The sequence below is a fragment of the Pseudomonas baetica genome (assembly GCF_051216495.1).
Classification (GTDB): Bacteria; Pseudomonadota; Gammaproteobacteria; order Pseudomonadales; family Pseudomonadaceae; genus Aquipseudomonas; species Aquipseudomonas baetica_B.
In genome coordinates this window covers 40,407-53,383 of record NZ_JBPKAM010000002.1, presented here as the reverse complement: position 1 = coordinate 53,383, position 12,977 = coordinate 40,407, and the positions used below count along the sequence as shown (strand labels likewise).

The following is a 12,977-nucleotide window of genomic DNA, read 5'->3' as shown; positions in this document are numbered from 1 at the left end:
CGTACTGGTCGAATCCGATGCAAATGGCTGGTCAGGTCAAATGCAAACGGGTGGTCAAGTCAGTGCAATTACCCATCAGCAGATCAAAAGAACCTAGCTAGCAGATTTCCCAAGCGGGGCAAACACAAGTACTGACAACAGAACGTCCCGCCCTTATGTCAATCCACATAAAAAAAGGCGCCACTAGGGCGCCTAAGCCGCCTCCCAAACCAAAGGAGAAACAAGGAGACGGGGTGTATCTGGTAATCGAACAATTGGTGCCGCAGGTTTGCGCTAGTTAAAGCAGTTGCAGTGGGTACTCGACAATCAGTCGGACCTCATCCAAATCAGATTCGAAATCGGTAGCACGCGTGGTTGCTTGGCGAACACGCAGAGACATGTCCTTCAGAGAGCCTGACTGGATGATGTACTTAGCCTCAATGTCTCGCTCCCAACGCTTTTGGTCTTGCAAGGGCGCTCCATCTGCTCCGCGACGCATGTACACGCTGTTCGCGTTGGAGTAATCAGCGTCCCACCCCTTCGCGTAGCGAGTCATGAAGCTTAGGCCCGGAATGCCGAAAGCTTGCATATCCAGGTCGCAGCGTAGCTGCAAGGATTGCTCTTTCGGTGAGTTGAAGTCGCTGTACTGGATGGAGTTATCCAGAAAAATCGAGTCCGATTGGCGCAGGTAATCGAAGTCGTCATTGCCGTTGCTGCGCTGATAGCCAACGGTCACCGTGTGGACGCCGAATTTGACCCCGGTTTTGCCGCTCCAGATATTGTTATCAAAGCTGCCTAGGAGTTTTTTACCCTCGTCGACCGCGCGGTAGTAATTAAATCCACCGATCAACGCGACGTTGTCTGAGAGCGGATAACTAAAGGAAGTGCCAGCGTAATACTGATTCCAAACGTCCTTAAATTGGCTGGAGTAAAGACTCACACCAACATGCTCATTAACGGTGTAATCGCCCCCTAGGTAAGCAATCCACGGAGCATCAACAGCACCGGCATAGAAAGTCGAAAAGCCGTCACGCATGCTGCTCGAATTGGGTTGGCTCATCGCATGCAGCCGGCCCCCCTGAATGGTCAGGTCTTTAATGCTTGTATTGGTAAACGTTGCCCCCCTAAAGCTCTCTGGCAGCAGTCGAGAATCGCCATATGCCACGACAGGCGTGGATGGAAAGACGTCTCCTACTTTGACCACCGTATCCATAAAGCGAGCCTTCGCGGCTCCGCCTACTTTTGAGTAAGAGTCTTCAGGTTGGCCTTTGCTGTTATAGGGCATGACATCCACTGAGCTTCTAGCCCCCGAGCGCCCATCACCCGAATCAAGCTTGAGTCCTACCATTGCAAATGCATCAATGCCGAACCCGACGGTGCCTTGGGTAAAGCCCGACTCAAAACGTCCAATAATCCCATGAGCCCATTCTTCAGCGTAGCCATTGCCTGTAGGACTTGATTGGCCCTTTCGATAGTCACGATTGAAATAGAGATTACGATTGAGAAGACTAAAGGTGCTCCCTTCAATGAACCCCTCAGGCTTTTGCTCAACGGCCACTGCAACTTGCCCCATGCTCATGCCAAGGGCAATGAGAGAAAGACCATAAAAGCTTTTATTGTTCATTTAACACTCCAGGCTTTAGCTTGGCAGAGTTTCTTTATGAAATATTTTTATCATTATAAAAAAGCCACCGGCACGTAGAGATTCCCTCTAAGTGCCGGCAGACATAATTTCATACAAAAGATAACTCCAGCGTGACCTGAAAATTACTTCTATGTCAGCGACCAGTAAGCATGCTTAAAAAGCCTAATGAATGATCTGACGTAGATATGACCTTTAGGGGTTAGCTTCCGTGTGGGCAGTTGGTACCCATAATCTTGTACTCCACGGTATTAAGCCTGCCCGCCGAGTCTTCATAGGTCATGCGCGAAGGCGCAACACTACAGGTTTTGTTGGCTTGCGTGACACTGACCACCTTCTGAATATCGAGGTTCATACCATATTCATAATGAACAACCTCAGGGATGGCCTTACCATTTTTCAAGGCATATTGCTCCATCGCCTGTTGGTTTTCTTGCATCATCCGACCGTAAACGCGGTCACCGCCGCCTTCAGCCATGGCCAATGACGACAAGGTCAAAATAGTGACGGCAAAAAGTGCTTTGAGTGTTTTCATGATTATCTCCTGGTTCTCACTAACTTCTGAATAGAGAATAACCAATGAAGCCTTTCAGAAAGCTGCCGCGAATATTACTTATGTGTAAGCTTCCCCCTTTCCCCCTTTCCCCCTGTACTTGTGAGCGCAACTCTTAGGAATTTAATTTTTTGGCGGAGCACTTTGTATGGTCGTACCAGCATGAGAACTCGCTCGAATTCCATATTGAGTATCTACGAGCCTCTTATTCAAAAATACATATCCCCATAGCGAACGACTTCACTTGGTCGCTTTTTATCTGTCATGACTGACCGCTTCACGGTCAGTTGCCGTCCTTCGCGACAGACAAAAAACGGCCAACAGCTGCCGGTCAGGAAGGCAATCGGCAACCCATCAGTCAGTCATTCGAAGGCCGGGTATACTTCCTCATCGTAGGTATCTTCACGAACCGACAAACACGTACGATGGCACCACCATCCCTCGCTATAGAATATTTACAGAGCCCCAGAGCGTGCCGCTGAACTGCCCTCTGATTGAATTGCCCCTGACTCTGTAGACACAAATGACTGGCAGCTATGGGTTCCGGTCCAGGCTGCTCTGGCTGATCTGAAGGATCTGAAGGATCTGAAGGATCTAGCAATCATCGTGCGGTGCCGGAATTCAATAATAAGCAAGAATCTCTGTTCGAAAGCTTGACGAGATATCCAGTTCGTAGAGGCCTTTTCTCTCTACATCCCCTACGAACGATAGTTCACCCTCTACTTGAGGAACTGCACGGTGTATCGAAATTTCAGTTGAGCCATCGAAAGGTGCTTCGAGCTCACTATTTTTTCCCCATGCAAAACGCGAGCTGGCGCCTTGAACATAATCCAGAACGGCCAGATCCTCTGGAAGATCCTCGGCAATCCGCTGGGAGAATTGTTGCAAAAGGGGCTCTGCAAGCGCATATAGCCATGCATGCTCATCAATATCTCCCATGCGCCTCAACACCCGCCCCAGCACCTGCCGGTAATGTAGTTCTGTGCGAATCCTACTGAGGTAGCAGCAGACCTGCAGTCTTGGAATATCGGTGCCCTCGCTAATCATCCCCACTGCCACGATCCAGCGATCATTGCTATTGCGAAACTTATCAATAAGGCCTTGAGCCCCGGGAGTCTGGTTTGTGACGACCAAACAATTTTCACCGCGGGCCATCAAAATAGAGGCAATCTGATTGGCGTGCCGGACGTTAGTCGCTACCACCAAGCCCGCGGCATTTGGGGTGACCTTCCGGATCTCATTTAGCCGTTCACAGCCCAATTCGATGGTCTGTTGCACGATCTCATCGTTAGAGAGTAAGTCCTCAAAATTAACGGGAGACTCAGTGAGGAGCTGGGCAATGCTGGGATAAACAACGTCCGTTGAGCTGTTACCCACTTGCTCTGTCAGTCTTATTGCATTGTTATCGATCAGCACGATACGGGGAGGACGGCATACCTTGTCTGATATCGCCTCCTCAATGCCGTAGCGAAAGTCGCAGATCAGGCGGCCCTCCGGATTTGAGTACCTTGCCAATGCGATAGCTCTCTCATCCGACCGCCAAGGTGTGCCTGACAGCGCAAGGGTATAGGCAGCTCTGTCTTGAACCCTCTGCAGAATGATCTGCCCCCAAGAATTGCTAAAAAGTGGGTCATGGCCTGCACAGTGGTGGATCTCATCGAACACTGCGAAGACTCGATATTTATCAAGCAGCCTCCAGAATTCTTCACCCTGATGATGCATGCCTTGATAAGTGGTGGCGACACCAACAGAGCCTAATAGGCCATCAAACTGGCGGTTTAACACACCTGAAAATGTATTCCTCAATCCCTCTACTACTTGGCAGGACGGAGCAAAACAGAGCACAAGATCAATCTCACCGGTGAGCAATAGTTGACGGGCGATTTCCGCCGCCATTCTACTCTTTCCTGCACCAGGGGTTGCTTGGCAAAAAAAATGCGGAGAATGCTTATAACGAGATAGAGCTGCATCAACGCATGCAGCCTGCCAAGCGCGCAGAGAGACATTCATGCGGCTAGCGACTTTAAGGTCTTCTCGACAGCCTTGAGGTGACCAAGAAGCCGAGAGCTTCGATCGCGGGCCTCAATGTAATTATCTTCAACCCAGACTTTCAGCTGTGGCATTTCATTCAAGAGCTGTTTATACCGCTCAGCCTCGCCCATGGATGTGAGCAAGTCCAACCGAATTTCTTTGGCCAACGTCTCAAGCCGTTGGGAAGGCGCCTCAAACGGTTTAAGAATACCCGCAGTAGGGCTTTGACCTTGCTGAGGGGAACAACTCATGAAATTGCAGTCGACGAGTTCAACAGAGAGAAGCTCTGGCTTGTCTAGCACGTGAAAGACCTGTCCTCGTTTTCGACGCACTTCATCTTGCCGAATCCATCCGACATGCTTCAAGCGGCGGACCTGCTCATATACATATTTCCAGAGCTCACCGAGACCGATATCTGATGGGGCTATTTTCTGAGCGTAGGCATCTCGAAGGTCGAGAGTGGTGAATCGTTGGAGTTTCCCTTCCTGGAGTAACTCGCAGATGTGCCTGTTTAACTTAAATGTAGCCGGTTTCATGCAGGCACCTAGGAATGCAAATAGCTATACAAATGCGGATTATAATCCGTCGCCACCTAGTCCGCAAACGACGGATAGTTTCGCCTTGAGTAAGTCGAGGCGGTTATGCAGCAGCTGGCAAAGGATCTCGGGCAGAACATCCGTGAGCGAAGGATATCGGTAGGCCTATCTCAAGATGCTTTAGCGCACGTATGTATGATGGATCGCAGCTATGTCGGTAGGATCGAGAGAGGCGAAGTCAACCTTACGATCGAGAAGCTCTACCGCATCGCATACCAACTGGATTGCCAACCTCACACCCTGCTGCCATACATCAGTCGTTAGAGCCCTGACTCTAGATCGACCCTTCTCTGAAGAAGCACTGAACCGATTTTCGCAAGGCTCGCCGATGGATCGAGGGGGATGCTCGCACTGGTGTTTGGGGGGCTGAAATCAGCTTGCTGCTATCCCGTAGCTGATAGCCCTGGCCTGAGTACCTAATTGGCCAGAGTGGCCCAAAAATTCGAGGTTAGAGGGCTGTGCGCAAAGGGATACTGCGCTAACCTCGCCGGATAGTAACGAGCATGTGTGCCCGTTACCGCATTGAGGAAGGAACCTGTGCGCATCGAGTCGATCACGGTATCTGGCTTTCGCTGTTTCGGCCCGAATGAGATTGCCATCCCAATCTCAGATGAGGTCACCACAATCGTTGGTCCTAACGCTGCGGGTAAAACTGCGCTTCTTCAGGCTATGTCGAAGATGTTCGGGGTCACGCGGGCGCAGCGCACCGTATCATTTTCGGATTTCCACCTCGCCCCCGGAGAGGATCCTGAGAGCCGCGATTCCAAAGAACTCTACATCGAGGCGCTTATTGCCTTCCCTGAGTTGCTGGACGGGTCTGCAACCCCAGAAACCATCGCCCCTTCATTTCGGCACATGCTGATTACGAGAGCGGCCCAAGCGCCCGTTTGCCGAATGCGGCTTGAAGCACAATGGGACGACGACGGCACGCTTGAGGGAGAGGTTTCACAGAATCTCTTTTGGATCGATAGCCTGGATAAGGAGCCCGCAGAGGACAAATACCAGCCAGTGGCTGTAACCGATCGGGGCCTTATACAACTTTATTACACTCCAGCTAGCCGGGATGCCGCCGGCCAAATCCGTGCAACTGCCGGTACCCTGGCCGCCCGACTCCTGAGGGCTATTGAATGGTCCTCCGACACTGAAGACAAAGTGCAGGAGGCGACTGAGAGCCTGACAGCCGCGTTTGAAGGCGAGTCTGCGATCACCGCAATCACCGAGGCCCTGCAAACGCGCTGGGCAGATCTGCATGACGACGCTTCCAATACCAAGCCTAGGCTCAGTCTGGTGAGCCGACGGTTTGAGGAGGTGATAAACAAGATCGCAGTCATATTTGAGCAGGGTCCTGACGGGCGAGAAAGAGGTATCGATGCCCTTAGCGACGGACAACAGTCGCTATTTTATTTTGCATTGGCCGCCGCCGTTTTTGACCTAGAGCGCGAGGTCGTTGAAGGTTCTGTAGGCGGATTTCGAGAGGATGCACTCCATATTCCCGCGCTCACACTGTTTGCCCTTGAGGAACCTGAAAACCATCTTTCACCTTACTTCCTTGCTCGAATCATCCGTCAGGTTCGATCGTTGACTGAGGCCCGCGGAGCGCAGGCCATAATTACGAGCCATTCGCCGGCAGTTCTTAGCCGAGTCGAGCCAAGCGAGGTCCGCTACTGCCGCTGCCATGCAAAGACGCGCGTTTCTACTGTGAAGCGAATTGAGCTCCCAACTGACGATGTTGAAGCCAGCAAGTTCGTACGTGGCGCCATCTTGGCCTATCCCGAGCTCTACTTCGCGCGGTTCGTCCTGCTTGTCGAGGGCGACTCCGAAAGGATCGTTCTCCCTCAACTCGCCGAGGCGCTTGATCTTCTCATCGACCCAGCTTTCGTCGCGATCGTCCCTCTCGGTGGACGACACGTCCAATATTTTTGGCGCTTACTTAAGGCCCTGGGTATTCCTCACGCGACTCTCCTCGACTTGGACCTCGGTCGTGATGGTGGGGGGTGGGGGCGAGTGAAAACAGCGATTGAGAAGCTTATTGAGTTCGGCGAACCCAAGGCCAAATTGCTAGGAAGCACAAGCGGCGTTGTATCCGACGCGTCATTTGCCAAGATGCATGAATGGAACAACTTGCCTGACCACTCCATTCTGCTGGGTTGGATCAACAGCTTGAAGCAGTACGGGGTCTACTTTTCGGCGCCGCTAGACCTTGATCTGGGCATGCTGAATGCCTTCCCCGCTGACTATGCCGCCGTGATCCCTAAAGGGGGTGGTCCACGTATGGCCGCTGACAAGGCTGCGGAGGTTGTGCTGGGGACGTCAGGTCCGGGACTTTCGGTATACACGGGACCCTATGAGAATTACCCAACATTGTTTCCGAACTATCGGTACCACTTTCTTACCCACAGCAAGCCCGCTACGCATCTGGCGGCATTGGCCCGGGTTAGTAAGGCGAGCCTGATCGCAGGAATGCCAGCAGTTCTGGCCGAAGTCGTTCGACATATTTCCAGCTCCTTGAGGCGAGACTGATCATGGCCGTTTCGTCACGCCGTATAGGTCCCGAGGACTGGAAGCCCGTAGGGGTTAAAGCTCTTGAGGCGAATGCGCTGAAGGTGGTCCGTTCCAGAAAAAATCGGTCCGTTATTGCAGGGCCAGGCGCTGGCAAGACAGAACTGCTTGCGCAGCGCGCCGCCTTTCTCCTTCAGACGGATGCGGCCTCATCCCCTCGGCGCGTTCTGGCTATTAGTTTCAAGCGTGATGCTGCGTCCAATCTGGCAGCACGCGTACGTCAGCGCTGCCACCACACCCATGCGAGCCGCTTCGACTCCATGACGTTTGATGCGTTTGCAAAAGGATTGGTCGACCGCTTCGGTCAAGCATTGCCTGACCGCTGGCGGCCAAGACCCGATTACGAGATCGCGACTCACAATGAACGAGATTTTCGTGAGTTCCTCCATGACCTTCCAACGCCGCCTGCGATAATCGGAACGAGAAATGACGTGCGTGAGATTGGGCCAAAAACATTTGAGCGCCGGCACCTGCTCGGCTTACCGCTACCTGTAGACGGATGGCCAGCCCCAACTGTCGCAGAATGGGCGGCAGATGCGTTCTGGCAACAGTCACTCCACAACGGCGGCAAAAGTGTGCTGTCTTTCGCAATGATTGGCCGTCTCGCTGAATTGCTGTTGCGAGTCAATCCGATGGCGCGGGATGCCCTGCGCCTCACTTATTCGCATTTGTTCATGGACGAATTCCAGGACACCACCAAGGTTCAGTACGATCTGGTAAGCACGATTTTTCGAGGCACAGAAACCATCGTGACTGCTGTCGGAGATAACAAGCAGCAGATCATGCGTTGGGCAATGGCGATGGATGATCCTTTCTCTGCCTTCGACGCCGATTTCGAAGGTGTCCGGACTTCGCTCTTCAACAATTACCGATCTTCGCCGGAGTTGGTACGTATCCAGCACGTGTTGGCCCAGGCGTTAGACGCACGAGCTGTACAGCCGGTATCTCAGACTGATGGCACAATTGACGGAGAAAGTTGCTCAATTCTCGATTTCGCAAGTCCGAAAATTGAAGCGCGTCAGTTGGCACGATCAGTAGCGTCATACATTGCCGATCTGAAACTGGCTCCTCGAGATTTCGTCATCCTGGTTCGACAAAAGGCAGGAGAGTATGCCGAACTTTTAGAACCTGCTTTCGCGAGCGAAAATCTGGCGCTGCGTAACGAATCTGGAATGGTCGGCAAAGTAATGCTGCAAGAGCTGATGTCAGAGGAAATCTCAAAGTTGCTGGTCACCGTTCTCCGCCTCGCAATGACTACGCGAGCTGGTGGTTATTGGTCGACCTGCCAGAATTGGCTCGCATCAATGAGGGGGATCGATGCCGATGACGCAATCAGGCAGAGTAGGCTCGCTCGTGAGTTGGATACCTATACAACCGAACTGGCTGCACGTTACTCCCATCCCCCAAAAAGCAAGGCGGCCTCACGCGCACTTGTTGACGACATCCTAAATTTCGTGGGTCCAGAGCATGTGATCCGCTCCAACCCTGCCTATGACCAGGGAACCTGGCTAGAAAAAGTGCTAGACGCGACGGCGGAACATCTTCTGTCCGCCTCGTTCCACAGTACGGACTGGTCCCACGCCCTCGACATGTACGAAGGCGTCCACGCAATTCCATTGATGACGATCCACAAGAGCAAGGGCCTTGAGTATCACACCGTCATTTTTGTCGGACTGGATGACGGCGCGTGGTGGAGTTTTTCCCAGGATGAAATTGAGGCGACAGCAGGATTTTTTGTGGCTTTCACCCGGGCCAAGCAGCGGGTCATATTTACTTACTGTGCCTCGCGTGGCACACGAACAAAAATTGCGACTCTGTACGAGCTGCTTACTAAAGCCGGAGTCCAAATTACGTCCGGATCGAATTGATGTATCTAAGCGAGACTTCAAGATAAGAGTATCGTGGCTATGAACTGTCTTCGGCAGTGCCGGCATGAGCAGGCTCGAAAATTCCACGCACCTTGAGCAATATCATTCGGCTATTATAATTAAAAGCGTGTTTAGCCCCCTAGACCACCTTTGTTGATCCAGCTGATTCAGAAATAAGGATATTTCGATGCCCGCCACAGCTTCGTTGCTGCCGACAGTTCTCTTTCTATCGCAATCTGCGCAAGTGCATGCTGCTCGTTCGAGCGGTTTTGGCGTGGATTCTCGAAAAACGCCAGAGAGTTTTTCATGAATTACTTTACCGACACTGCCGTTAACATTTTAGGCAACAGTAAGCTGCGGACGCCTCAGATCGAAGCCTACATCAAGGCCCAAGAGCATTTTGCAAGCAATCCTGAACAGGATGCGCTGATCGTGCTGCCTACGGGCACGGGCAAATCAGGGCTGATTTCCATCGTGCCGTTTGGATTGGCGAAAGGGCGTGTCTTGATCATCACCCCTGGCCTTGTGACCAAGCAGAGCATCAGGAAGACCCAGGACCTCCTGGAGGACAATTTCTGGATTAACTTTGATGTGATCTTCAGCGGAAATGACCTGCCCGTCACTTGCGAATTCAACTCGCTGACGCTCCAGCGCAACCTGGAGCAAAGCCACATCGTTTACTCCAATATTCAGCAAATTCACAGCGACCGCTCTACGTGCCTGACCAGGCGAGTCCCACCCGACTTCTTCGACCTGATCATCGTCGATGAAGGGCATCACGCGCCGGCTGAAACTTGGCAAAAGACACTTGGCTACTTCGCCAAGGCTAAAAAGCTTTTTGTAACTGGAACCCCATTTCGTGGTGACAACCAGGAAGTGCCCGGAAAGCTGATTCACACAACGCCGCTGTCTGAGGTGATGAGAGACCGCTACGTCAAATGGCTCAGAAAAGAAACGGTCAATGCTCATGAACTCTATTTCACGTTGGCTGACCAGCCTGGCGTTAGGCTGTCAAAGGAGGAAGTTCTCGGGTTCAAAGATCCTGAGTGGGTCCAGCGCAGCGTTGCATTGTCCAAGGAATGCTCACTGGACGTGATTGACCAGAGCATTTACAACCTTACCGAGCTGAAGAAAGCGTCACCTGAAGTGCCTCACAAAATCCTTGCTGTGGGCTGCAGTATTGCCCATGCCGAGGATTTACGTACCTGGTACGAGGCCAAAAATCTGAGAGCGGCGATTGTTCATAGCTACATGGAGCAGCCGGACATCGATGCAGCTTTCAGAACGATCGATAACAATCAGTGCGACGTGGTCATCTCCGTGAACATGCTGATGGAAGGATATGACCATAGATACCTTACGGTTCTTGCGCTTTTTCGACCCTATCGAAGCCTGAATGCTTTCGCTCAAATCGTCGGCCGGGTGCTACGCGCAATCCCTACAGAGGAGATCACAGCGTTCGAGATTGATAATAACGCTGTTGTGATCTACCACGAGGAAACCGGCCTGGATGCGATGTGGAGCTCGTTTCAGAAGGAGGTTGATCGAGCAAAACATCAACGCACCAAGGAATACATAATCACTGACCAGGAATACGCTCGAAAAGAGGAGTCCCTGGCGGGGGTAGGTTCCTCCGAAGCTTTTGTTAGCGATCAGGACTCCTATTTGGAAGACCTGGACTTCAACAAGATTTTCTCTAACAAGCGAGCTGAAATCGATGCTTTTGCGGCCCAGAAAGTCAAAGAGTTGCCGGGTATAGAGGGTTACGACGCTGACGTGCTTGCACAGTTGACGAACGTCATCCGTAACGCTGAGATGAAGAAAGCCGCCCAGGTCATCGACCCTACCCTCATGGAAAAGCGACCAGAGATCGCGCGGAAGCAGCTTCGAGAGATCCTTACGAAAAAGGCCCAAGATGAAGTAGCCACGCTGCTCAGCGACCTAGGGATCGACGAGAAAAACTCTACGCTTTATCGGAAATTCGCAGCTCACGTTCCGATGGCAAAGCCGAATACGCCCAACGACGGTATACTGGTGAGCTTTATCAACACCAAGCTGGCTAAGAAGTACGGCAAGGTTGCTGAGCGTGATAATAGCTCGCTTTCCGAGTCGATCGCGCACGTGGAAGTAGTCATCGCTGAACTGAGGAAAATGCTGAGATGAGCCTCGAATCTATCAAATTACTCGTTGACGAACTGACGACTCTCCATATTAGCCGAGGCGTTCAGCCTAGCGACCTCATCGACAACGTATTCGAAAATGCCTACGTCGAATCAGCATCCCGTAAGACATCGAATGGTGCGGTATTTGAGATCACTTTTCTCGAGGCCGATGATGACGACCGTCCTGTGAAAGTGGCGATGCGATACACCTACGACAGTAGTCGCCACTTGGTGCTCATCGAGCAGAAGGTCGCAGCAAAGAGATACGCAATTCAGTGGGATCGTGCAGCTTCAATACGCCAACGGGTTGAAAGACTGGAAGCGATGCTGGCCACCAGCCTTCCACAAGAGAAAGTGGCGGCCATACTTTCCACTATCCCAGATGATTTTGTGGCCATGTTCCCTCGTCTGAAGCTCGTCGCCTAGTCTGCGTATAACTGGGCATGCCGAGCTCGAAGAGTGTCCGTCCTGTGTGGCAACGAGAGTTGAGTCCGTGGAATTCAATTATTCGCGTAGAGCCTTCTCTTGACCGATTCTGATGGTCAATCGTCTGGCTTCTGATCAATAGAGTTTGATCGCCCGAGCACTCGATTCCATTCACGACATTTCAATTCGCGACATGCTGAAGGTGATCCACCGAAGCAGCGTTGTGAAACTGTCGTCATCTGTGACTCTGTCGCATAGCGAATCTCGGACCCATTTTCATCCAATAAGACGCCTCCGGCACCTCTCAACAGCGCATGACCACCCACAACATCATGCGCTGAAACAGCGTAGAGAGAGATGCCGCATATTCCGTCACCCGCGGCCACTCTTGCCAGTCTGTACGCGATCGATGGCATTGCATGGAAATGCGCTGGAGCACACAGTTCACGATTGAGTTCTGGCTTATTTACCGCTGCTGCACTGACCATGATCGTGCTCTGGTTCGAAAGCTGTTTATTCTCGAGGCGTACAGATACTGCTCGACCGTTGCGAATCAAATGGGGGTTGCCCTCAGCCCAACCGATGCAATCGGGTCGCCCCTCAGAAGTCACTGGTGCGTATACCACCCCCATCACGGGAATGGCGTTATGCAGTAGCCCCACCGATATCGCTGATCCCTTCAAGCCATTCAAAAAGTCACTGGTGCCATCGTTAGGGTCTACAACCCAACACCAAGAATGCCCTGTCAGGACGTGCCCGGTCTCTTCGCCCCAAAAGTCGCAGCCGAACAGTCTGAGAAGTTCAGGACGCAAAAAACATTCGATTTCGACATCGATTACAGCCTTGTCACCAATGCCTCGACGTCCATCTGGACGACTCCACTCGGCGGAGAGGAGAGCGCCTGCGTGTTGAACGATCTCTGTTACTTGAGCAAGTAGTTCCGAAAGATTTGGACTAGACATAATGCACCTCAAGGCTGGTAAACCGCTCAAGGAATGTCTCCAAGGCCGCTGTGGTGCATGATAGGCATGCCGGCTGCAATTCGCACCGGTCGTAGCAAATCGTCCAGCAACTGCTTCAGAAGCTCCAGGCTTGTCAGAAGCTACCCGCCCTCAAGCTTCGCACTGTCTCGTACACGCATACAAGCGGTTGATAGTGCAA

The 12,977-nt window shown here is 52.1% G+C and carries 10 protein-coding genes; 5 read left to right on the top strand and 5 right to left on the bottom strand.

The annotated features are described in order from the left end of the window. Positions 1–277 precede the first annotated feature (277 nt). From ACSFE6_RS02080 to ACSFE6_RS02065, 4 genes are all read right to left on the bottom strand, one after another. Positions 278–1,603 carry an OprD family porin gene (locus ACSFE6_RS02080; RefSeq protein WP_435426061.1) on the bottom strand — a complete coding sequence of 442 codons (1,326 nt, stop codon included), beginning with the start codon at positions 1,601–1,603 and terminating at the stop codon, positions 278–280. 220 nt (positions 1,604–1,823) lie between these two features. Next, positions 1,824–2,156, bottom strand: a complete 333-nt coding sequence (locus ACSFE6_RS02075) for a DUF2790 domain-containing protein (protein WP_046487075.1) — start codon at positions 2,154–2,156, stop codon at positions 1,824–1,826. A gap of 639 nt (positions 2,157–2,795) precedes the next feature. Beyond that, positions 2,796–4,184 carry a DEAD/DEAH box helicase gene (locus ACSFE6_RS02070; RefSeq protein ID WP_193863587.1) on the bottom strand — a complete coding sequence of 463 codons (1,389 nt, stop codon included), beginning with the start codon at positions 4,182–4,184 and terminating at the stop codon, positions 2,796–2,798. Next, the gene (locus tag ACSFE6_RS02065) at positions 4,181–4,741 is read right to left on the bottom strand and encodes a hypothetical protein (RefSeq protein WP_193863586.1); all 561 of its coding nucleotides are present in this window, start codon (positions 4,739–4,741) and stop codon (positions 4,181–4,183) included. The genes ACSFE6_RS02070 and ACSFE6_RS02065 overlap by 4 nt, the downstream gene beginning before the upstream one ends. Positions 4,742–4,846: 105 nt before the next feature. Between ACSFE6_RS02065 and ACSFE6_RS02060 the strand changes: the two genes are divergently transcribed. The 5 genes from ACSFE6_RS02060 (at position 4,847) to ACSFE6_RS02040 (ending at position 11,816) form a co-directional block, all read left to right on the top strand. Beyond that, a complete protein-coding gene (locus tag ACSFE6_RS02060) occupies positions 4,847–5,065 on the top strand; it encodes a helix-turn-helix domain-containing protein (RefSeq protein ID WP_017846214.1) in 219 nt (72 codons plus the stop codon). A 273-nt stretch (positions 5,066–5,338) separates the two neighbouring features. After that, positions 5,339–7,321: an AAA family ATPase gene (locus tag ACSFE6_RS02055; RefSeq protein ID WP_193863585.1), complete on the top strand. Its 1,983-nt coding sequence runs from the start codon at positions 5,339–5,341 to the stop codon at positions 7,319–7,321. 2 nt (positions 7,322–7,323) lie between these two features. Continuing rightward, positions 7,324–9,228 carry a UvrD-helicase domain-containing protein gene (locus ACSFE6_RS02050; protein ID WP_193863584.1) on the top strand — a complete coding sequence of 635 codons (1,905 nt, stop codon included), beginning with the start codon at positions 7,324–7,326 and terminating at the stop codon, positions 9,226–9,228. A 306-nt stretch (positions 9,229–9,534) separates the two neighbouring features. Then, complete coding sequence (locus tag ACSFE6_RS02045) at positions 9,535–11,391, top strand: DEAD/DEAH box helicase (protein WP_193863582.1); 1,857 nt, start codon at positions 9,535–9,537, stop codon at positions 11,389–11,391. Continuing rightward, positions 11,388–11,816, top strand: a complete 429-nt coding sequence (locus tag ACSFE6_RS02040; RefSeq protein ID WP_193863581.1) for a hypothetical protein — start codon at positions 11,388–11,390, stop codon at positions 11,814–11,816. Before ACSFE6_RS02045 ends, ACSFE6_RS02040 begins: the two co-directional genes overlap by 4 nt. Before the next feature lie 116 nt (positions 11,817–11,932). Here ACSFE6_RS02040 and ACSFE6_RS02035 read toward each other — a convergent pair whose 3' ends face one another. Further along, positions 11,933–12,778 (bottom strand): inositol monophosphatase family protein, encoded by an 846-nt coding sequence (locus ACSFE6_RS02035; RefSeq protein ID WP_193863580.1) that lies wholly within the window; start codon positions 12,776–12,778, stop codon positions 11,933–11,935. Between the last annotated feature and the right edge of the window lie 199 nt (positions 12,779–12,977).

What these genes read in the sequence shown, in the direction of transcription:
- ACSFE6_RS02080 (WP_435426061.1), bottom strand. Translation starts at nt 1,603, where the DNA reads ATGAACAATAAAAGCTTTTATGGTCTTTCTCTCATTGCCCTTGGCATG.
- ACSFE6_RS02040 (WP_193863581.1), top strand. Translation starts at nt 11,388, where the DNA reads ATGAGCCTCGAATCTATCAAATTACTCGTTGACGAACTGACGACTCTC.
- ACSFE6_RS02045 (WP_193863582.1), top strand. Translation starts at nt 9,535, where the DNA reads ATGAATTACTTTACCGACACTGCCGTTAACATTTTAGGCAACAGTAAG.
- ACSFE6_RS02070 (WP_193863587.1), bottom strand. Translation starts at nt 4,184, where the DNA reads ATGAATGTCTCTCTGCGCGCTTGGCAGGCTGCATGCGTTGATGCAGCT.
- ACSFE6_RS02065 (WP_193863586.1), bottom strand. Translation starts at nt 4,741, where the DNA reads ATGAAACCGGCTACATTTAAGTTAAACAGGCACATCTGCGAGTTACTC.
- ACSFE6_RS02035 (WP_193863580.1), bottom strand. Translation starts at nt 12,778, where the DNA reads ATGTCTAGTCCAAATCTTTCGGAACTACTTGCTCAAGTAACAGAGATC.
- ACSFE6_RS02060 (WP_017846214.1), top strand. Translation starts at nt 4,847, where the DNA reads ATGCAGCAGCTGGCAAAGGATCTCGGGCAGAACATCCGTGAGCGAAGG.
- ACSFE6_RS02050 (WP_193863584.1), top strand. Translation starts at nt 7,324, where the DNA reads ATGGCCGTTTCGTCACGCCGTATAGGTCCCGAGGACTGGAAGCCCGTA.
- ACSFE6_RS02075 (WP_046487075.1), bottom strand. Translation starts at nt 2,156, where the DNA reads ATGAAAACACTCAAAGCACTTTTTGCCGTCACTATTTTGACCTTGTCG.